This window comes from Bilophila sp. 4_1_30 (assembly GCF_000224655.1).
Classification (GTDB): Bacteria; Desulfobacterota; Desulfovibrionia; order Desulfovibrionales; family Desulfovibrionaceae; genus Bilophila; species Bilophila wadsworthia.
The window spans coordinates 320,534-340,464 of the sequence record NZ_JH114231.1 but is presented as its reverse complement, the minus strand read 5'-3'; the positions used below and the strand labels follow the sequence as shown (position 1 = coordinate 340,464).

Here is a 19,931-nt window from a genome sequence, read left to right as displayed (position 1 = left end):
TTGGGTCGGGACGTACTCACGCCGCATGGCCTGCCGCTGGAGCGTTTTGATCCTGTCGCGCCATTCGCTGCCCGGATTCTCGCTGCCGCATCCATAGACACACCGCCGGAATATCTCCGAGTCCTTGAATCCGTCGAAGTCGTCCAGAAGGTCGTTTATGGCCTCCCGGACGGCTTCCGTGGCGTCTGATGCTTGCGCCCGTGCCGCCGGAGAGGAGAAGGCGATACAGGCAACGAGGCACAGTGTGGCGAGGCTCCGTTTCATTCGGATTATGTATTTGACCGACACAGAGTTGAAATGCATACGACAGAGCGGCTTCCTGCGTCGTCACGATGCCAGATTCGTTTTCCGTATTCGTTTTCCGTCAAAATACACGACCTCGTGCAAGCTCGCAACCTCAGCAGCTGCCCATGAGTTCCACCAGTTCCTTGCAGATGAGCAGTCCAAATTGGTGGGTACGGAAGAGCCGGCCTGAGAAAAGGGCTTGAACAGTTTGTGCAGCTGTTCAGGGTTGAGTTCTGTGCCCGTATCGGTGACCCGCACCGTTAGCAGTCTTTCGTTAAAATAGTATGCTAGATTTCTCAAGTTTCAAGGGAACGTAGTCAAATGGGTAACCGTAACAGCTTTGCATCCCCGACTTTGTACGGCTGTGCGGTGTAGAACGTTGATCTCTAACATGGTGAGTCTTCCATTATATGTTGTTCCTTTTTTGATAAATAATTGATGATAACTATACTGTAACTATTGAGAAAAAAGTAACTTTATCTACATTCATTATAAGGCAGGAATAAGCACGCGGCGATAATAAAACGAAAGAGATTATAATTCAGATAGTCATTAACTATAACATAAGTACAACTAAAAAATGTAATGCAGAAATGCATTGACAGTGAAAAAAAGAGCAAGTAGGGTCAAAAACATGGCAGGATTCCCTTCCCTCCTCCTTTTTTACCCCCCTGTGAGGTATCCATGATCCGTAGAACGTTTCTAAAAGGTGCGGCTGCTGTTTCGTTTTCTCTCATGGTTTCACCGGCATTGACAGCTTTTGCCAAGGATTCGGTGCGTGTTTATGTGGGCGGCCCCATTTTCACCATGAACAAGAACAACGACATCGCAGAAGCCATCGCGGTGAAGGGTGAAACGATTCTGGCTGTGGGCAAAAAGGCTGATGTCATGGCCGCTGCCGGTTCGGGCGCCACTGTAGTGGATCTTAAGGGCAAGGCGCTTATCCCCGGTATGATCGACGGGCACAGCCATTTCCCATCAGGGGCTTTCAATGAGTTGACGATGGTCAATCTCAACGTGCCTCCTCTTGGGCGTGCTGAGTCGATTGCGGATATGCAGAGCCTGCTGAAGGAACGTGCAGCCCAGACGAAAAAGGGCGAATGGATCGTCGGCTATAACTATAACGACTTAGCGATTAAGGAACAACGGCATCCAACCCGTGCTGATCTGGATGCGGTGTCCACTGAGCATCCCATTTTTGTGAAGCATGTATCCGGGCATTTAGGCGTGGCGAACAGCAAGGCTCTGGAGTTGGCCGGCATTACGGAAGAGACGCCGAATCCTGAAGGCGGTAAATTCCGTCGCGGCCCGGACGGAAAGCTGGATGGGGTATTGGAAGGTCCGGCGGCCCAGGCGCCTGTTTCGGCCATCCGTCCCAAGCCTACGGCCGCACAATATGAAGAGGCCGTGCGTCGTGACAATATGATCTACGCCGCTGCGGGGATTACGACGGCCAACAATGGCGGTAGCCCCACAGTGGATGACTTTTTCCTCAAGGCCAGCGAAAACGGTGATCTGGGCATCCGTGTGGTCATCTGGCCCAACGGGCGTAATGCCAAGTTGATAGAAAGCTATGGCGAAAAGCGGCAGGGTGCGCAGCTGGATAAGGCCGGCAAGGTGTTCCTTGGACCGGCCAAGCTTTTTGCCGATGGTAGCCCGCAGGGGTATACGGCATGGTTCTCCAAGCCCTACTTCAAGCAGCTGCCCGGTAAACCGGCAGATTTTCGCGGTTTTCCGGTATTCAATTCGCAGGAAGAATTGTTTGCGCTGGTCCAGAAACTCCACGACGCGGGCTGGCAGATCACCACACATACCAATGGCGACCAAGCCATTCAGGACATGATTGACGCGTACAGCGCCGCTTTGGAAAAGAATCCGCGTAAGGACCATCGCCATATCCTCAATCACTGTCAGTTCTGTCGTCCTGATCAGGTGGTGGCCATTGCCGAAAAGGGCTTTGTACCTTCCTATTTCGTGACCCACACATGGTTCTGGGGCGATATCCACCGCGACATGGTGGCCGGTCCTGAGCGTGCGGCCCATATCAGCCCGTTGAAGGCGGCACTGGATCATAAGATTACTTTCGCCTTGCATAACGATACGCCCGTGACGCCCATCAGTCCGCTCATGGACGTCTTTTCGGCAGTCAATCGTCTCACGTCCTCGGGTAAGGTTCTTGGCCCTGATCAGCGCATCGACGTTATGGAAGCCCTGCGCGGCGTAACCATTAACGGTGCCTATATGCAGCGGCTCGAGGATAAGATCGGTTCTCTGGAAAAGGGCAAGCTGGCCGATATGGTCATCTTGGACAAGGACCCCACCAAGGTGGATCCGGTCAAGTTGAAGGACATCATGGTGGAAGAAACTATCGTGGGCGGTAATACAGTTTACAAGCGCGCTTGATGCGCCGTCGTCTGATACTTAAAAAGGCCCGCTTTTGGCGGGCCTTTTGTCTATGCATCATATTGCGTCGAAATATGCAGCATAGGCAACTTAGAAGCTGATATTATCCAAATGCGCGTGCTGGATAAGCTCTGGGATGTCGGTAAAACCTTCGAAATCCCAGCTCACGAGTTCAGGATAGGTCAAGTGTTGCAAACCTTGCGGATTGGCCGAAATAATGAACCACCGTTGCCCCGAGGCGTCTTCCCCCCAGCCGAAACCTATCACAAGATCTTCGAGATATTTGGGAAATCCCTGATACAGGGCTGTGTATTCCGCCACAAAGGCCTCGTGGGCTTCTTTAAACGAAGGGTACATCTGACGACCGGATTCCGTACTTGCCATGCTGTGCTCCTGTTGTAATCAGCCTCATCGCAATGGACCACCATCATGAATGTAAGACGTTCGCCGTTGGGCTCTTCATCTCGCTGCTGTGGTGGCCCGCCATAGAAAATACATATCTACGACTGAAAGTTACCCTAAAATAACAGCGAGGTATCGGGAGCGCAAGGTCTAAGATGGACTTATTATGAACAATGTGTTCCTATGCCATATAGCGCAGGACAAGAATGGCGCGAGAAGTATGATTGGGATTTTTGAATATGAAGGATAGCCCTTAGTATGCTTTGGGGGAAATCATATACTTGCAACAGGAGGCATCTTAATAAAGAAGCCTCAGAGGTACAGGCTTCAGGTAACAATGATTGGGGCGACGGAAATACCCATGTAGCTTACAGACTGAGGGAGTATTGTTATGCGCGCTATTGTCATGACGGCATTTGGCGGCCCGGAGGTTTTGCGCCTTACGGACATTCCGGAACCAGAACCGGAACATGGGCAGATCCGTGTTCGGCTGTATGCGGCGGGGGTCAATCCTGCTGAAGCCTATATCAGAACGGGCCAGTATGCCTTCTTCAAACCCACATTGCCCTATACCCCCGGATTTGATGGCGCGGGAGTTGTGGACAAGGTGGGCGAGGATGTGCAAGGCACTAAACCCGGTGATAGGGTTTTTGTGACGGCTCTTACGGCGCGACGAAATACGGGGACTTATGCTGAGAAGGTTGTCTGTGATGCGGAGGCTGTTCATCTCCTGCCCGATGTCGTTACGCTTGAGCAAGGTGCGGCGGTGGGATTTCCCGGTATGGCCGCGTATAGGGCTCTTTTTCAATGTGCAGGCCTTAAGCCCGCAGAACGCATCCTCATACACGGCGCGAGCGGAGGTGTGGGGACCGTCGCCGTACAGCTGGCGCGTGCATGTGGAGCGTTCGTAATCGGTACCGCAGGGAGCCCTGCCTCTATGGAACTTGTCCGCAGCATCGGAGCGCATATCGTATTGGATCACACGCAACCGGGCTATCTGGATACGCTGACCGCGCTTACGGATGGAGTGGGGCCGGATGTGATTCTCGAAATGCTTGCGGATAAGAATCTGGAAAATGACATGCGGAAGATAGCCAAGCATGGGCGTATTGTCATCATAGGCAGCCGGGGCAGCCTTGAGATGACGCCGCGTCTGCTCATGGCCAAGGAATCCGTGGTGATGGGGATGGCCATCTGGCATAGCGCCCCGGAAGAAGCGCGCATGGCGGAAGCCGCGGTTGCGGCCGCGTTGCGGAGTGGTGCCTTGCGTCCTGTTCTCGGCGATATACTGCCTCTTGAAAAGGCGGTTCAGGCACATGAGGACATCATTGCGCGAGGCGGCAAGCCGGGCAAGATGCTCCTGCGCATTGAGTAAGGCTACACCATAGTGCGAAGCAAGGTTTGTTGGTCGTGATTCCTCCCTGACGAGGTTCACGGCCTTTTTGTGAAGGGAACGTCCGTTCCTGTGATTTGGGAGAGCTTATTCTTTAAAACGAATAGAGGGGTTGATTCAATAATATTCATATATGATACATGGATACGCATGCATATCTCTATGTGATGTCAGCTTGACCTGCCCAGTGAAGCGGTGCATAGATTTCCGAGTAGAACGGATGACAAGAAAATACCTTGCTCCCCCTTCCATTATGGAGGTTAGGGCTTATATGGTATTTGGTCGAGAGAAGTCCCTTTAACGAATCGTTATGCTCTCCGGGCGTGACTCCGGTTGCACCCCGGATTGGTGACCAGCTTTTTTGGAGGACAGCATATGTGGGAATACACGGATACCGTTCGGGAGCATTTCCTGAAGCCGCGTAATGCGGGTGAACTTGCTGATGCCAACGCCATTGGCGAGGTGGGAAGCCTTGCTTGCGGCGATGCCTTAAAGCTTTTCTTGAAGATAAACGACGAAGGCATCATCGAAGATGCCTCCTTCCAGACGTTTGGCTGTGCCAGCGCTATTGCGTCGAGCTCCGCGTTGACTGAAATGATCAAGGGCAAGACGGTGGAAGAAGCGGCCAAGGTGACCAATAAGGATATTGCGACATACCTTGGTGGATTGCCCCGCGAAAAGATGCATTGTTCCGTCATGGGACAGGAAGCCTTGGAAGCGGCTCTGCGTAACTGGCGCGGCGAACCCGCCGAGAAGCAGCATGAGCATGAAGGCAAGCTGGTCTGCAAGTGTTTTGGTGTGACCGATGTTCAGATCCGCCGTGCCATTGAGGAAAACAACCTCAAGACGGTGGAAGAGGTTACAAACTACACCAAGGCTGGCGGTGGTTGCGGAGAATGCCTTGATACCATTCAGGATATTCTTGATGAGGAATTGGGCAAGCCGAAGCTGAAGGAATTTAATCCCGCTCCGAAGTCCATAATGACCAATGTGCAGCGTATGCAAAAGGTCATGCAGGTCCTCCAGGATGAAGTCCGTCCGCGTCTCGCTGCGGATGGCGGCGATATCGAATTGGTGGATGTCGATGGCCATCGGGTCGTTGTCGCCTTGCGCGGCCTGTGCTCGAACTGCAGTTCCCGCACGGTGACGTTGAAGGATCTGGTTGAGAAGATCCTCCGTGAACAGGTGGAACCGGAAATTGTGGTTGAAGAGGTGAAGGCATGAGCGTCATCTATCTCGATAACAACGCCACGACCAGCGTAGCGCCGGAAGTTTTTGAAAGCATGATTCCGTTTTTTACGGAAAAATATGGCAATGCCTCGAGTATGCACACGTTCGGTGGGCAGGTGGGCAAGAGCATTCAGGATGCACGGGAAAAGGTTGCGGCGATGCTTGGTGCGCAGCCTGAAGAGATCGTGTTCACCTCTTGCGGCACGGAAAGCGATTCCACTGCCGTGATGTCTGCTTTGCAGGCGCAGCCTGAAAAAAAACACGTCATCACGACCCGTGTTGAGCATTCGGCGCTTATCGCCCTCGGACAGCATCTGGAACAGAAGGGATATGAACTGACGTATCTGGGCGTGGACTCCAAGGGGCGCCTGGATCTGGACGAACTTTCGGAAGCCATGCGCAAAGATACGGCCATTGTCTCCATCATGTTCGCCAACAATGAGACCGGTACCGTTTTCCCGATTCAGAAGATCGCCGAAATGGTGAAGGAGCGGGGTATCCTGTTCCATACCGACGCCGTACAGGCCGCCGGCAAGCTTCCTATTGATCTGGCCAAGATGCCGGTGGACTTTTTGGCGCTTTCCGGGCACAAGCTCCACGCTCCCAAGGGGATCGGCGTGCTGTATGTCCGCAAGGGAACGCGGTTCATCCCGTTCCTTCGCGGCGGGCATCAGGAGCGGGGGCGTCGCGCCGGTACGGAAAACGCGCCGTACATCGTAGGCCTCGGAACCGCATGTGAGTTGGCCATGAACCACATGACGGATGAAAACACGAGAGTGCCCGCCCTCCGCGATAAGCTGGAAAAAGGCCTTCTGGCGGCTATTCCCGATGCCATCGTGAATGGAGATGTGGAGAACCGTCTGCCGAACACGTCCAATATCGCGTTTCAGTATGTTGAAGGCGAGGCGATCCTGTTGCTCATGGATCAGCTCGGCATCTGTGCGAGTTCCGGTTCGGCCTGCACCTCCGGCAGTCTTGAACCTTCGCATGTGCTGCGCGCTATGGGCGTTCCCTTCACCTTCGCGCATGGCTCCATCCGTTTCTCGCTGTCCCGGTATACGACGGACACTGAAATCGATTACGTCCTTAAAAATCTGCCGCCCATCATTGAGCAGCTGCGTGCGATTTCTCCCTTTAGGGCAATGAAATAGCCAAATCCCTTTGGCAGAAAAAGAAAAGGCACCTCATCCGGGTGCCTTTTTTGTTACTGTTGCGGCGGCATTACTTGGTGAGCTGGCTATGCCAAGCGAGCAGGGCGTTCATGAGTGCCGTGACCTGCTGCTGCAAGGAGGGATCAATGAGATCTCCAGATTCGTTGAAAGAGGCGGAGAAGGCGTTGGAAAAGACTTCCGGTTTGTTCACTGGGCGGAGGTTCAAATAAACGCAGACCTGCCGCAAATGATACTGCGCGCGCGATGTCCCCATGCCGCCGCCGGCTCCCATGATGGCTACCGGTTTTCCGTTGAAAGGCGCACAGTCCGGTTCGCGTGATACCCAGTCAAGAGCGTTTTTCAGGGCCGGGGCGATGGAGTAGTTGTACTCGGGACAAGCCAGCACGAGGGCATCGGCTTCGGTCACCTGCCGGATCAGCGTTTGTACTGATTCAGGTTTGGAATCACAATGATCGGCATTGTAAAAAGGAACATCGGCGAGATCGGCGATTTGGAAGTTCACCGTGGGGGGAAGGCATTGCTTGGCGAACCGAAGGAGCCCCGTATTGCGGGACTGGGCGCGCAGGCTTCCGGAGATGCCGAGAATATTGAGAGTAGGATTCATACGTATTCCTCCTCCTTTGAAATTAGCGCGGTAAACGCCGTTTGTCCATGAGAAAGGCAAATCACAAGAGAGGGTGATACACAATCTGTCAAAAAAACTGAATGGGAATAAAGAAACGGCGTTATCTGCTTTTTTGAAAAAAATTTTGCAGTAAGGATGCACATTCCGGTGCGGCGATACCTCCCATATGCCATACACGATGGTTGTGGAAAGGCAGATCCAGCCCGTTGAAGCACGATTCCACTGCTCCGGCTTTGTTGTCCGCAGCCCCATAGACGACACCGGCAAGGCGGGCATGAACGATGGCGCCCGTACACATCAGACAAGGTTCAAGCGTAACGACGAGAATGCAGCCTTCGAGGCGGTAATTGCCCAAAACGGCTCCGGCTGAACGCATGGCCATGATTTCGGCATGGGCTGACGGATCGGACAGGGTAATGGGCTGATTGTGCTCGACGGCAAGGATCGTCCCTGCCGGATCGACGATGAGCGCCCCTACGGGGACTTCGCCTTGCTGGGGCGCTTGCCGTGCTTTCGCAATCGCTTGGAGCATCAACCCCTCCCACGACCAGCCGGAAGGAGGGGGAGGGACGGGGCCCCATGCCGTATAGGCGCGGGGTTCGCAGACTGTCTCGGAAAAGGCCGCCCAAGGATACTCCGATCCGGAGGGCGGCCTATTGGATGACGTCATTACAGGATGACCCGCCTGCGAATCTGCTGAACGACCTGTTCGGGCGTGTCACAGACCGTGATGAGATCGTCCACCTCGGAAGCCCTTATGTAGCCCCCGGAAACCATTGTGCTGCGGACCCAGTCGAGGAAGCCGTTCCAGAAGGTACTCTGGTACAGGATAATGGGAAGAGGACGGATACGTTTGGTTTGCGCGAGCACAAACGCTTCGGAGAGTTCGTCAATGGTGCCCATGCCGCCGGGCATGACGACATACGCGAGCGCATACTTTACAAACATGAGCTTGCGCAGGAAGAAGTAGCGGTAATCACTGCGTATTTTTACATACTTATTGCATTCTTGTTCGTGGGGAAGCTGGATATGCAGGCCGACGGACGTTCCTCCGGCCTCGGTAGCTCCCTTGTTGCCCGCTTCCATGAGGCCGGGACCGCCGCCGGTGATGACGCCATAACCCGACTCGACCAGCAACTTGGCGATGGTCTCGCCCTCGGCATACAACGGGTTCTCGGGCTTGACCCGGGCGGAACCGAAAATGGACACGCAAGGACCAAGATCGCTGAGCGTTTCAAACCCATCGACAATTTCAGCGAGAATCCTAAACATTCGCCATGATTCGCGGATAGATAGCATGTCTATCGGGGATTGGCTCATAGATAGCTCCTTTTAAGGTATGAAAGGGACTATAGCCCGGTGTGCATAATGGCGCAAGCGCTCCAAGAGAAACCGTACGCGCGAGGAGGGCGCGTAATTTTTTTCTTCATATCATGGCGGTATGATGAGAATAATTCCGGCTTATGGGAGTGCATAGTTTTTCTTGTCATGGGATACCGGTTACAGGTAGTATGGGACCCTGTTTGGGAATTTACTCTGCATCAGGAGGTTCTATGAAAGTTCATTTTCTCGGTGCGGCGCAGACGGTCACCGGTTCTTGCTATCTCATTGAGGCTTGCGGGATTCGTTTTACCGTGGACTGCGGTATGCATCAGGGGAACTCCGAGATCGAGGCCCGTAACTTCGATACCGATATCTACCAATCAGGAAATATTGATTTTATCCTTTTGACACACGCTCATATCGATCATTCCGGCCTCTTGCCCCGCATTGTGCATGAGGGGTTCAAAGGCTCCATTTACTGCACGCCTCCGACAGCGGCCCTTGCCGGGCTGATGCTTGAGGACAGCGCGCATATTCAGGAAATGGAAGCTGAATGGAGGCAAAAGAAGCAAAAGCGGCACACCGGACAAAACGGCAAAAGCAAAGAGATCGTACCGCTGTACACGGTTGAAGACGCCCGCAAAGTCCCGGACCAATTCCGTTTGGTGGAATACAACAAAACCTTCGAACCCCACCCGGGCATTGCCGTCACCTATAAGGACGCCGGCCATATCCTCGGCTCCGCTTTCTTGGAGCTGACCGTAACGGAAGACGGCAAAACGACCCGTGTCGTCTTCTCTGGGGATTTGGGGCGTCCGGGTACGCTCCTGATGCATGATCCGGTCGTCGCCAGCCAGGCGGATTATCTGTTCATTGAGAGCACGTACGGCGATCGTAATCATAAGAACGAAGAAGCGACATTTGACGAACTGGCGGAAGCCATCGCCTATAGCTACAATAATCATGACAAGGTCATCATTCCCGCCTTTGCCGTGGGGCGCACGCAGGAGATTTTGTACTGCCTGTACCTGCTGCGGCAGAAGGGGAAGCTCCCGGATGACATGCCCATATTCGTTGACAGCCCTCTGGCGATCCGCGCAACGGAAGTCTTTAAAGAATTCAAGGACTATTTGGACACGCCCGAGATCGACCTGTCAGGGAACATGTCCGCATTGCTGCCCAACCTGAAATTTACCTTGAGCGCTTTGGAGTCCCAGGCGTTGAATGTGATGAAAGGGCCGGCGATCATCATTTCCGCAAGCGGAATGTGCAATGCCGGGCGCATCCAGCACCACCTCCGGCACAACGCATGGCGTCCCACGGCCAGCATCGTCTTTGTCGGGTATCAGGGCGTCGGCACGCCGGGCCGTAAGATCGTCGATGGCGCAAGCTCCATCCGGCTTTTCAATGAAGATGTCGCCATCAAGGCCAAAGTTTTTACGATTGGCGGGTTTTCCGCGCACGCCGGGCAGAGCCAGATTTTGGATTGGATCCGGAAAATGGCGCATCCCGGTATGCAGGTCGTGCTGGTGCATGGCGAAGAGAAAGCACAGCAGATCCTTTCCGGCCTTATCAAAGACCAGTTCCATCTTTCAGTGTATGCTCCCGGCTATTTGGAAGAAATGGCTCTTGCGGCGGGTGCTACTCCCGAAGTGGTCGTTACGGCCCAACCGAAGAGCTATGCGCATGTGGACTGGGACTTGCTGCTTGAAGAAACGGAAGGCAAGCTTTCCAAGCTCCGTACGCGCCTTGAAAAGGCTGGGGAACGGCCTTGGGATGAACAGGTTGATATTCGGGATCGTATCCTTGAGCTCAATAAGGAATTGCTGTCCGTCCTGACTCAGCTGTAAGTGAAGAAGAGGGGCCCGCAATGGGCCTCTTTTTCTCCGTTTTTGATTGAATAGAATCCGTTCACTTCAACGTTGGTGACAAACCGACCGTTTCCTACTGGAGTTTTCATGCGAATCATTGCCGGTGCCCTTGGAGGCCGGAATCTGAAGACGGTTGAAGGGCCGGGGTATCGTCCGGCTACGGCCAAAGTCCGAGAAGCCATTTTTTCCATGCTTTCCTCGCGGGGCGTTGTATGGAGCGGTTTGCGCGTTCTGGATTTGTTTGCCGGAAGCGGAAGCCTGAGCTTTGAAGCCCTCAGCCGGGGAGCACAAGAGGTTTGCCTTGTCGAGCGCGAGCCGAAAGTCGTGCAATGCTTGAACCAGAATGTGGAAGCGCTGGATGTGTCGGATCGGTGCCGTGTGGCGGAGAGCGATGTCCTGCGTTTTCTGCGGGGCAGGGCGTATCAGCCGTACGATGTCATCTTTGCCGATCCGCCGTATGGTGAAAATCGGCTGGTCCCTACGCTCAAGGTCATTATGAAGGGCGGCTGGCTCGCACCCGACGGCTATTTGCTTGCCGAGATTGAAGGCCTGCTACGTTTTGACGCCGCAGCGGTCCATGAGGAACTTGAATTGGAAATCGATCGAAATTACGGACAAACCCGGATCATCTTATGGCACAAGACAAACGAGTAGCGATCTATCCCGGAACGTTTGATCCCCTGACGAACGGACACGCGAACATCATCCGGCGAGGATTGCGCATGTTCGACAACATCATCGTCGCGGTAGCCGCCGATACGGGAAAATCGCCCCTGTTTTCCCTTGAAGAGCGCGTGGCCATGGCGGAGAAAGTTTTCGCCAAAGAGCCGAATATTTCCGTTGAGCCGTTTCAAGGGTTGCTTGTGGAGTATGTTGCACGCCGGAATGTCCATACTGTGCTTCGAGGGCTTCGGGCCGTTTCAGACTTTGAATACGAATTTCAGATTGCGCTCATGAACCGCAAGCTGCGCCCGGATATTGAGACGCTGTTTCTGATTTCCGATTACCGCTGGCTGTATATCAGTTCAACCATCGTCAAGACCGTCGCAAGTTTGGGCGGAGATGTGCGCGGGCTTGTCCCTGATCATGTTCTCAGCTGCTTGCGCGAGCGCTTTGGGTTCACGCACGGAGAGATCGAACCCGTATCGCTGCCGCCCGTACCGGCACTCTCGGAGCTTGCGCGCTTACAGGAACTGGAAGCGTCACTCGACAGGGATACTGATAAATGACGAAACCACGCGTTGTCTGTCTTGTCGGCCCTACGGGCGTTGGAAAATCCGCGATCGCTTTGCGCCTTGCCGGGCAGTTCAACGGAGAGATCATCAATGCGGATTCGCGTCAGGTTTTTGAAGCTTTTCCGATCATCACGGCTCAACCCTCTCAGACGGAACAGTCCGCGCTCCCGCATCGCCTTTACGGTTTTTTGAAAACGGACGCCCGTTTTTCCGCCGGGGCTTGGGGGGAAAAGGCCCTGGAGCATATCGAACATACGGCATTCCCTGTATTTGTGGGAGGAACGGGATTGTATCTCCGGGCCTTTTTTGACGGCATTGTGGATATTCCGCCCATACCGGATGATATCCTCACGAGACTGACGGAAGCGTGCCGCATCGAAGGTTCGTTGGCGCTGCATCGGAAGCTGGGGGAAATCGATCCGGCATACGCCGCCCGTATCCATGAGAACGATCGGCAGCGCATTGTGAGGGCCCTTTGCGTCTATGAGGCCACAGGGAAAACCTTTTCATGGTGGCACAGCCAAACGCCGCCCCCGCGGGATGCGGATGTGCTGCGTATAGGCTTGCGCCTTCCGCTTGATACGTTGACGCCTCTGTTGGCGCGCCGCATCGACTTGATGCTTGAGACAGGCGCGCTTGAGGAAGCCCGTTCCGAGTATGCTGTATTCCCCGACGGGACGCTGCCGGGATGGTCCGGTATCGGATGCCGGGAACTTCATTTTTATCTTTCGGGCGTCTTGTCGTTGGATGCCGCACGGGAGCTGTGGATCAAAAACACGCGGGCATATGCGAAACGGCAACTGACGTGGTTCAATGCGGATAGCCGGATCCAATGGTTCGCCCCGAATGAAGGCAAAGAGATCCTCACTCTCGTCAGTGAGTGGCATCAGCAGAAAAAGGTTTAGTGACACGAACAGACAGGGGACACCCTCAAAAATGTCTGTCCTTGGCTCGAATCACATAAAAGAGCCGTCCTTCCCATACAGGGGAGGACGGCTCTAGTCTTTTCAGGAGAAAACTTTACTTCTGGCTTTCTTCCACGATGCGCATCGTGGTCGTAGCGATCTCCAGTTCCTCATTGGTGGGAATGATGAGGACGGGGATGCGGCTGTCAGGTGTGCTGATGACGCGGGCCCCGGGCTTGCGGGTATGGTTTTCCTTTTTGTCCACCTTGATGCCGAAAGGCTCGAGGCCTTCGCAGACGGCTTCGCGGACGAATTCATCATTTTCGCCGATACCGGCGGTGAACACGATGGAGTCAACATTGCCAAGCAGGAAGAAGTAGGAGCCGAGCACTTTCTTGATGCTGCGGGTCAGCATCTTGAACGCGAGGGCGGCCTTTTCGTCACCCTTTTCGATGTTCGCATGTACATCGCGCATATCGCTGGTGCCGCAGATGCCGAGCAGGCCGGACTGCTTGTTCAGGACAGTATCGGCTTCCTGAGGCGTCATTCCCTTCTTTTCCATCATGAAGGGAACAATGGCGGGGTCGATGGAACCGCAGCGCGTACCCATCATCAGGCCCTCAAGAGGCGTCAGGCCCATCGAAGTATCGATGCACTTGCCGTTCTGAACGGCGCTCATGGAGGAGCCGTTTCCGAGATGCATCGTGATGGAGTTCAGTTCCGAGAGGGGCTTGCCGAGGAAGGCCGCCGTCGCTTTTGCGATGTATTTATGGGAGGTGCCGTGGAAGCCATAGCGGCGGATGCGCAGCTCTTCATACAACGAGTAGGGCAGGGGATACAGATACGCTTCGGGAGCCAGGGTCATGCCGAATTCGGTATCGAAAACGCCCACGTTGGGAACGCCGGGGAAGAGCTTTTCCGCAACGTCGATGCCCATCAGGTTGGCCGGGTTGTGCAGCGGGCCAAGGGGGAAGCAGTCGCGGATGATTTCTTTTACCTTGTCGTCGATAAGCACGGGATCGGTGATCGCTTCGCCGCCATGCAGCACGCGGTGCCCGATTGCCGAGATTTCCGACTTGTCCTGGATAACGCCCTTTTCGGAGTCCAGAAGCAAGGAAATGACGTCTTCCATCCCTTCAACGTGCGTGGGGAAGGGACGCTCGACAACGATTTTCTCTTCCTTGTCGCTACCGGGAGCAATCTTATGGCTCAGTTTGCCCATAGGCTGCCCGATACGTTCGACGACACCGGAGCACAGAACGGATTGGTCGTCCATATTGAACAATTGGTATTTACAAGAAGAAGAACCCGCGTTGATGACCAGAATTTTCATTGTTCTACCAGCTGATTAAAAAAGTTGAAGAATCTTGTGACAATAAAAAGATGAAGGATCCGGCATCTTCCGCAAAAAGACAGCAGTACGAAAGAGGTGGATCCGGATCCTCCAAGAGTGCCTTACTTAAGGGTGATTAAACCCTTTTCAGCCTGAGCCTGGATAGCCGTGATCATGACCGTGTTGATGATGTCCGGCACGGTGCAACCGCGGGACAAATCGTTCACGGGCTTGTTGAGGCCCTGCAGGACGGGGCCGATGGCAAGCGCATTGGCGGCGCGCTGGACGGCCTTATACGTATTGTTCCCGGTATTCAGGTCCGGGAAGATGAACACGGAGGCGTGGCCGGCGACGGGGCTGGTGGGAGCCTTCGTTCGGGCCACTTCGGGATCGATGGCCGCGTCATACTGGATGGGGCCATCAAGGAGGAGCTCGGGAGCCCGTTCATGCGCAAGTTTGGTCGCTTCGATGACTTCGTCAACGGCTTCGCCCTTGCCGGAAGAACCGGTGGAGTAGGACAGCATGGCGACGCGAGGTTCGACGCCGAAGACACGGGCGGTATGCGCCGAGCTGATGGCGATGTCCGCAAGCTGGCTGGCTGTGGGGTTAGGATTGACCGCGCAGTCGCCGAACACAAGGATGCGATCCTTGAGGCACATGAAGAACACGCTCGAAACGATGGAGGTATCCGGCTTCGTCTTGATGATTTCAAAGGCGGGACGGATGGTGTGGGCCGTGGTGTTCACAGCGCCGGAAACCATGCCGTCGGCGTCGCCGATCTGAACCATCATCGTGCCGAAGTAGGTCGAGTCCTGCATACGCTCCTGCGCCTGTTCCAGCGTAAGGCCTTTGCTCTTGCGCATTTCGTAATACTGCTGGGCATAGGCGTTGAAACGCGGGGAGGCTGTAGGCTGGATAATCGTGGCATCCTGCAGCTTGAGGCCAAACTTCTTGATCTTCTCCTGGATGGCGTCGGTATCGCCAAGCAGGATGATATCCGCAATCCCACGCTCGCACAGGGACTCGGCGGCGCGCAGAATCCGCAGCTCCTCCCCTTCGGGCAGGACGATGCGCATACGATGCTTCTGAGCCTGCTCCGCGAGGTTGAACTCGAACATCATCGGGGTAACGCGATCAGAGCGGAAGTTGAAAATCTTGTTGACGAGGGTTTCCTTGTCCACGCCTTCGGAGAAGGCGTCAAGCGCCACGGAGATCTTCCGATAGTCTTCGGGGGAAATCTTTCCGTGCAGCTTCAGCAGTTCCTGACACGTATCATAGGTGGCGCCCTTCACGGAAAGGATGGGAACAGGGATGCCCGTCCAGCCTTCCATGAGCTTCTGCATACTCTCGGGCAAATCGATGCCGCCGGTGAGGAGGATGCCCGCGATGTTGGGATAGGTGGACGAAAGGTGCGAGGTCAGGCTGGCGAGGATGATGTCGGAACGGTCCCCGGGGGTGACGATCAGCAGATCCTGCTCAAGGTAGTTCATGAAATTGCCGACCTGCATAGCCGCGATAAGGTAGTCGTGAACAAGGTTGTTCAGGCCTTCCTTGCCGAAAAGCACATCGGCGTTCATCCATTTCTGAACTTCACCGACGCTCGGATTGCACAGGGCGGGGGTTTCGCTGATGAAGAACAGCGGAGTGAAAGCTCCGGAGCCTTCAATGATCGTACTCGCACAGGTGGGGCAGTCTTCGGTGGTGAACGATACGCGGTTGACGAACACGCAGCCCACTTCGCGCCGCTTGTCCTTCAGCAATTCCAGGTTACTTCTGACGGAGGCCTGGATGGCGTCCAAGGATTTATCCTTGCCGTTGATGACGAGCGCGAGCGGAATATTGAGGCTGGCGGCGATCTCGGAGTTCAGCTCGAACTGGACGGCCGTGTCCTTGTCCCGGAAATCCGTGCCCTGGCACAAAACGAAATCATACTCGTTTTCAAGGGCTTTGTACTTCTGAAAAATCTTTTCGATCAACAGGGACATATTCCCCGAAGTCACCAGTTCGAGCGCTTCCTTATAGGTACACGCGTAGGTGTCCCTATACAGCATATCCAGCTCAAAATGCTTGAGGATCAGATTGATGCTGGAGTCGCGCCGGGCTTCGTCCTCGCTGTCGATGATAGGACGAAAGAAGGCGACCTTGCGCACTTGAGACTGCAAGAAATGCATCAGCCCCAAGGTGACTACGGTTTTCCCACTCGAGCCTTCCGTACCAGTGATATAAAGAGAATGGGCCATAAAGAGGTACTCCGGGATGTAAGGATTACAGTTTGTTCCGCAAAGCAGTAAAATCCACATAATAATAGACGGAGTGCCCCTTTCTGTCAAAAGGCACTCCGCCGACAGAGTCAAAACCGGGAACCGGCAGAACCGGTTCCCGGGAGAGAGTGTTATTCCGTTACCTTGGGTTCTTCAGCGGCCTTCGGCTGTTCGGCAGAACCAGAGAACGCCGCCATGTACTTCAACAGCTGATAACGATCGTTATACGCCTTTTCCAGGTCGTTCTGGAGACGTTCGGAATCTTGAGGCGCGATGCTCTTCAGCTGGGCGTAACGGTTTTCACCGGCCAGGAAGTCACGCAGCGTTCCGTCGGGAGCCTTGGACTCCAGAGTCAGGGGCGCTTTGCCCTGTTCGGCCAATTCGGGGTTGAAGCGGTACAGAGGCCAGTAACCGCTGTCGACGGCCAGCTTGCCTTCTTCCATGCTCTTGCCCATGCCCTTGCGGATGCCTTGGTTGATGCAGGGGGCGTACGCGATGATAAGGGACGGTCCCTTATAGGCTTCGGCTTCCTTCAGTGCCTTGAGGGTCTGCTGCTTGTTGGCGCCCATGGAGATGGAAGCCACATACACGTACCCGTAGGTCATGGCCATACGGCCCAGATCCTTCTTGCCGGTACGCTTGCCGGCGGCGGCAAACTTGGCGACGGAGCCGAGCGGGGTGGACTTGGAAGCCTGACCGCCGGTGTTGGAGTACACTTCGGTGTCCATAACGAGCACGTTGATGTCTTCGCCGGAAGCGAGGACATGGTCCAGGCCGCCGTAGCCGATGTCATAGGCCCAACCGTCACCACCGAAGACCCACACGGACTTCTTGGTGAGCAGGTCGTTCATATCCCAAATCTGCTCGAACAGTTCATGTTCCGGGGCGTCGGACAGCGCCGCAAGGATTTCTTCACCGAACTTCTTGGAACCTTCGGCGTCTTCCTTGTTTTCCAGCCAGCCGTTGAGAGCGTCGACCAATCCTTCGGGCAGGCCGGGCAGCTTGGCCGCTTCCGCAACGATATCGGCGAGCTTTTCGCGACGATGCTTGACGGCGCTGAACATACCGAAACCGTATTCGGCGGCATCTTCAAAGAGGGAGCTGCCCCAAGCCGGGCCGTGACCATCCTTGTTGGTGGTGTAAGGCACGGTGGGAGCGGAACCACCCCAGATGGAGGAGCAGCCGGTGGCGTTGGCGATAAGCATCCGTTCGCCGAAAAGCTGGGTGATCAGCTTCACGTAGGGGGTTTCGCCACAACCGGCACACGCACCGGAGAATTCAAGCAGAGGCTGTTGGAGCTGAGAACCCTTGAGCGAATCGCGGGCAACCAGGTTGTCCTTCGGTTCCACGCATTCGGTGGCGAACTTCAAGTTGGCGACCTGAGCTTCAATCTGGGTATGCAGGGGCTTCATGACCAGAGCCTTGGTCTTGGCCGGGCAGACTTCGGCGCAGGAGCCGCAGCCGAGGCAGTCTTCAGCATACACCTGAATGCGGAACTTGAGGCCCTTGAGTTCCTTGCCGATGGCGTCCTTGGTGACAAACGTATCCGGAGCGCAGGAAAGTTCTTCTTCGGTAGCCAGAACAGGGCGGATGGCCGCGTGCGGGCAAACGAAGGAACACTGGCAGCACTGGATGCAGTTTTCGGAAATCCATTCGGGAATGTTCACCGCCACACCGCGCTTTTCATAAGCGGTGGTGCCGAGCGGAACAAGGCCGTCGGGCTCAAAGGCGGACACGGGCAGCTTGTCACCCTGCTGGGCGAGGATCGGACGGACCACGTCCGTGATGTAGGCCGGTTCGTGATTGTGGCCGCAGCCGCAACCGCAGGAGCAGGCTTCAGCCTTGTGTTCGTCAACAGCCTCAGCCCACTCGGCCGGAATCTTGATTTCGGTCAGCGCGGCAATGGCGTTGTCCACGGCGGCGAGGTTCATGTTCACGACCTTATCGCCCTTGCGGCCGTAGGTCTTCTTGATGGAGTCCTTCAGCAGCGCGACGGCCTGCTCGAAGGGGATCACCTCGGCGAGCTTGAAGAACGCGGTCTGCATGATCATGTTGATGCGTCCGCCAAGGCCGATTTCCATGGCGACCTTCACCGCGTCCACGTTGTAGAACTTGATGTTCTTGCGGGCGAGGGTGCGCTTCATGGCAGCGGGCAGTTCACGGCTGAGGTCTTCAACGGTGTTCCATTCGGAGTTCAGCACGAACACGCCGCCTTCCTTGATGCCTTCGAGCACGTCGTACTGGTGTACGTACGCGGACTTGTGGCAGGCAATGTAGTCGGCCTGGTTCACCAAGTAGGTAGAGTGGATGGGAGACTTGCCGAAGCGCAGGTGGGATACCGTAAAGCCGCCGGACTTCTTGGAGTCGTAAGCGAAGTAGGCCTGAGCGTAGAGATCGGTGTTGTCCCCGATGATCTTGATGGCCTGCTTGTTCGCGCCCACGGTGCCGTCGGCGCCGAGGCCGAAGAACTTGCACTGTACAGTGCCGGGAGCCACGGTGTCGATGTCGGCGCCAACTTCAAGGCTGGTGTAGCTCACGTCGTCGGTGATGCCCACGGAGAAGTGGTTCTTGGGGCCGACGGTGGTCATGTTGGCGAAAACGGCTTCAGCCATGGCGGGCGTGAATTCCTTGGAACCCAGACCGTAGCGGCCGCCGAGGATTTCCGGCGTCTTGCCCTTTTCCATGAAGGCGGCGCAAACGTCGAGGTACAGCGGCTCGCCGAGGCAGCCGGGTTCCTTGGTACGATCGAGGACGGTGATGGTCTTCACCGTGGAAGGGATGACCTGCAGAAGATGTTCGGTGGAGAAGGGACGGAACAGGCGGACCTTCACGAGGCCGACGCGCTGGCCCTGGGCGTTCAGCAGGTTGACGACTTCCTCGATGGTTTCGCAGGCGGAGCCCATGGCCACAACAATGCGGTCGGCTTCCGGATGGCCCACGTAGTCGAAGGGACGGTATTTGCGGCCGGTGATGCCCTCGACCTTTTTCATCGCTTCGACAACGACGTTCGGGACCGCATCATAGAAGAGGTTCCGGCGTTCGGTGTTCTGGAAGTAGATGTCGGGGTTCTGGGCCGTGCCGCGCTGATGGGGGTGTTCCGGATTCATGGCGTTCTGCCGGAATTCGTTCACCTTGTCCCAATTGACGACCTTGCGGATGTCTTCATAGTCGATGACTTCGATCTTCTGGATTTCATGGGAGGTGCGGAAACCGTCGAAGAAATGGCAGAAGGGGACGCTGGATTCGATGGTGGCCAGATGGGCAACCAGAGCGATGTCCATGCATTCCTGGACGGAGCTGGCACAAAGGAAAGCAAAACCGGTCTGGCGCGCGGCCATCACGTCCTGCTGGTCGCCGAAGATGCTCAGCGCGTGCGTGGAAAGGGCACGGGCGGAAACGTGAAATACGGTGGGAAGCAGTTCACCGGCGATTTTGTACATGTTGGGGATCATCAGCAGGAGGCCCTGAGAAGCCGTAAACGTGCTGGTCATGG

At 55.4% G+C, this 19,931-nt stretch carries 16 protein-coding genes; 8 read left to right on the top strand and 8 right to left on the bottom strand.

The annotated features are described in order from the left end of the window. The coding region (locus HMPREF0178_RS21840) for a hypothetical protein (RefSeq protein WP_009378485.1) at positions 1–303 on the bottom strand (303 nt) is incomplete at its 3' end. 666 nt (positions 304–969) lie between these two features. Here HMPREF0178_RS21840 and HMPREF0178_RS01625 point away from each other — a divergent pair. Then, entirely contained in the window at positions 970–2,688 is a 1,719-nt protein-coding gene (locus HMPREF0178_RS01625) for an amidohydrolase (RefSeq protein WP_009378483.1), read from the top strand. Positions 2,689–2,778: 90 nt separating this feature from the next. Here HMPREF0178_RS01625 and HMPREF0178_RS01620 read toward each other — a convergent pair whose 3' ends face one another. Continuing rightward, on the bottom strand, positions 2,779–3,072 hold the full coding sequence (locus HMPREF0178_RS01620; protein ID WP_009378482.1) for a hypothetical protein: 294 nt from the start codon (positions 3,070–3,072) through the stop codon (positions 2,779–2,781). A 409-nt stretch (positions 3,073–3,481) separates the two neighbouring features. Here HMPREF0178_RS01620 and HMPREF0178_RS01615 point away from each other — a divergent pair, with 409 nt between their 5' ends. The 3 genes from HMPREF0178_RS01615 (at position 3,482) to nifS (ending at position 6,864) form a co-directional block, all read left to right on the top strand. Continuing rightward, positions 3,482–4,465 carry an NADPH:quinone reductase gene (locus HMPREF0178_RS01615; RefSeq protein WP_009378481.1) on the top strand — a complete coding sequence of 328 codons (984 nt, stop codon included), beginning with the start codon at positions 3,482–3,484 and terminating at the stop codon, positions 4,463–4,465. Between the two features lie 393 nt (positions 4,466–4,858). Continuing rightward, positions 4,859–5,707 carry a Fe-S cluster assembly protein NifU gene (gene nifU / locus HMPREF0178_RS01610; RefSeq protein WP_009378479.1) on the top strand — a complete coding sequence of 283 codons (849 nt, stop codon included), beginning with the start codon at positions 4,859–4,861 and terminating at the stop codon, positions 5,705–5,707. Then, positions 5,704–6,864: a cysteine desulfurase NifS gene (gene nifS / locus HMPREF0178_RS01605; RefSeq protein WP_005027001.1), complete on the top strand. Its 1,161-nt coding sequence runs from the start codon at positions 5,704–5,706 to the stop codon at positions 6,862–6,864. The genes nifU and nifS overlap by 4 nt, the downstream gene beginning before the upstream one ends. A gap of 70 nt (positions 6,865–6,934) precedes the next feature. Here the strand turns inward: nifS and HMPREF0178_RS01600 are convergent, their stop codons facing one another. The 3 genes from HMPREF0178_RS01600 to HMPREF0178_RS01590 form a co-directional block, all read right to left on the bottom strand. Then, a complete protein-coding gene (locus HMPREF0178_RS01600; RefSeq protein ID WP_009378477.1) occupies positions 6,935–7,489 on the bottom strand; it encodes an NADPH-dependent FMN reductase in 555 nt (184 codons plus the stop codon). A gap of 121 nt (positions 7,490–7,610) precedes the next feature. Continuing rightward, complete coding sequence (gene tadA / locus HMPREF0178_RS01595) at positions 7,611–8,042, bottom strand: tRNA adenosine(34) deaminase TadA (protein ID WP_009378475.1); 432 nt, start codon at positions 8,040–8,042, stop codon at positions 7,611–7,613. Between the two features lie 137 nt (positions 8,043–8,179). Then, entirely contained in the window at positions 8,180–8,830 is a 651-nt protein-coding gene (locus tag HMPREF0178_RS01590) for a TIGR00730 family Rossman fold protein (protein ID WP_009378473.1), read from the bottom strand. 233 nt (positions 8,831–9,063) lie between these two features. On the opposite strand from HMPREF0178_RS01590, the gene HMPREF0178_RS01585 reads away from it, so the two are divergent. From HMPREF0178_RS01585 to miaA, 4 genes are all read left to right on the top strand, one after another. Then, positions 9,064–10,683, top strand: coding sequence for an MBL fold metallo-hydrolase RNA specificity domain-containing protein (locus HMPREF0178_RS01585; protein WP_009378471.1), 1,620 nt, complete (start codon positions 9,064–9,066; stop codon positions 10,681–10,683). A 108-nt stretch (positions 10,684–10,791) separates the two neighbouring features. Beyond that, entirely contained in the window at positions 10,792–11,358 is a 567-nt protein-coding gene (gene rsmD / locus HMPREF0178_RS01580) for a 16S rRNA (guanine(966)-N(2))-methyltransferase RsmD (RefSeq protein WP_009378469.1), read from the top strand. Beyond that, complete coding sequence (coaD, locus tag HMPREF0178_RS01575; protein ID WP_039958453.1) at positions 11,337–11,933, top strand: pantetheine-phosphate adenylyltransferase; 597 nt, start codon at positions 11,337–11,339, stop codon at positions 11,931–11,933. Before rsmD ends, coaD begins: the two co-directional genes overlap by 22 nt. Further along, entirely contained in the window at positions 11,930–12,844 is a 915-nt protein-coding gene (gene miaA, locus HMPREF0178_RS01570) for a tRNA (adenosine(37)-N6)-dimethylallyltransferase MiaA (protein WP_009378463.1), read from the top strand. Before coaD ends, miaA begins: the two co-directional genes overlap by 4 nt. 115 nt (positions 12,845–12,959) lie before the next feature. On the opposite strand, the gene HMPREF0178_RS01565 is transcribed toward miaA, so the two are convergent. The 3 genes from HMPREF0178_RS01565 to nifJ all read right to left on the bottom strand — a co-directional run. After that, positions 12,960–14,177 (bottom strand): acetate kinase, encoded by a 1,218-nt coding sequence (locus tag HMPREF0178_RS01565; RefSeq protein ID WP_009378461.1) that lies wholly within the window; start codon positions 14,175–14,177, stop codon positions 12,960–12,962. Positions 14,178–14,299: 122 nt separating this feature from the next. Further along, the gene (gene pta, locus HMPREF0178_RS01560) at positions 14,300–16,417 is read right to left on the bottom strand and encodes a phosphate acetyltransferase (RefSeq protein ID WP_009378459.1); all 2,118 of its coding nucleotides are present in this window, start codon (positions 16,415–16,417) and stop codon (positions 14,300–14,302) included. Positions 16,418–16,569: 152 nt separating this feature from the next. Next, positions 16,570–19,931, bottom strand: a 3,362-nt coding sequence (nifJ, locus tag HMPREF0178_RS01555) for a pyruvate:ferredoxin (flavodoxin) oxidoreductase (RefSeq protein ID WP_009378457.1), incomplete at its 5' end; no start/stop codon positions are given.

Excerpts from the sequence above, each read along its gene's own strand:
- rsmD (WP_009378469.1), top strand. The coding sequence starts at position 10,792 with ATGCGAATCATTGCCGGTGCCCTTGGAGGCCGGAATCTGAAGACGGTT.
- HMPREF0178_RS01565 (WP_009378461.1), bottom strand. The coding sequence starts at position 14,177 with ATGAAAATTCTGGTCATCAACGCGGGTTCTTCTTCTTGTAAATACCAA.
- coaD (WP_039958453.1), top strand. The coding sequence starts at position 11,337 with ATGGCACAAGACAAACGAGTAGCGATCTATCCCGGAACGTTTGATCCC.
- nifU (WP_009378479.1), top strand. The coding sequence starts at position 4,859 with ATGTGGGAATACACGGATACCGTTCGGGAGCATTTCCTGAAGCCGCGT.
- miaA (WP_009378463.1), top strand. The coding sequence starts at position 11,930 with ATGACGAAACCACGCGTTGTCTGTCTTGTCGGCCCTACGGGCGTTGGA.
- nifS (WP_005027001.1), top strand. The coding sequence starts at position 5,704 with ATGAGCGTCATCTATCTCGATAACAACGCCACGACCAGCGTAGCGCCG.
- HMPREF0178_RS01590 (WP_009378473.1), bottom strand. The coding sequence starts at position 8,830 with ATGAGCCAATCCCCGATAGACATGCTATCTATCCGCGAATCATGGCGA.
- HMPREF0178_RS01600 (WP_009378477.1), bottom strand. The coding sequence starts at position 7,489 with ATGAATCCTACTCTCAATATTCTCGGCATCTCCGGAAGCCTGCGCGCC.
- HMPREF0178_RS01620 (WP_009378482.1), bottom strand. The coding sequence starts at position 3,072 with ATGGCAAGTACGGAATCCGGTCGTCAGATGTACCCTTCGTTTAAAGAA.
- HMPREF0178_RS01615 (WP_009378481.1), top strand. The coding sequence starts at position 3,482 with ATGCGCGCTATTGTCATGACGGCATTTGGCGGCCCGGAGGTTTTGCGC.
- HMPREF0178_RS01585 (WP_009378471.1), top strand. The coding sequence starts at position 9,064 with ATGAAAGTTCATTTTCTCGGTGCGGCGCAGACGGTCACCGGTTCTTGC.
- pta (WP_009378459.1), bottom strand. The coding sequence starts at position 16,417 with ATGGCCCATTCTCTTTATATCACTGGTACGGAAGGCTCGAGTGGGAAA.
- HMPREF0178_RS01625 (WP_009378483.1), top strand. The coding sequence starts at position 970 with ATGATCCGTAGAACGTTTCTAAAAGGTGCGGCTGCTGTTTCGTTTTCT.
- tadA (WP_009378475.1), bottom strand. The coding sequence starts at position 8,042 with ATGCTCCAAGCGATTGCGAAAGCACGGCAAGCGCCCCAGCAAGGCGAA.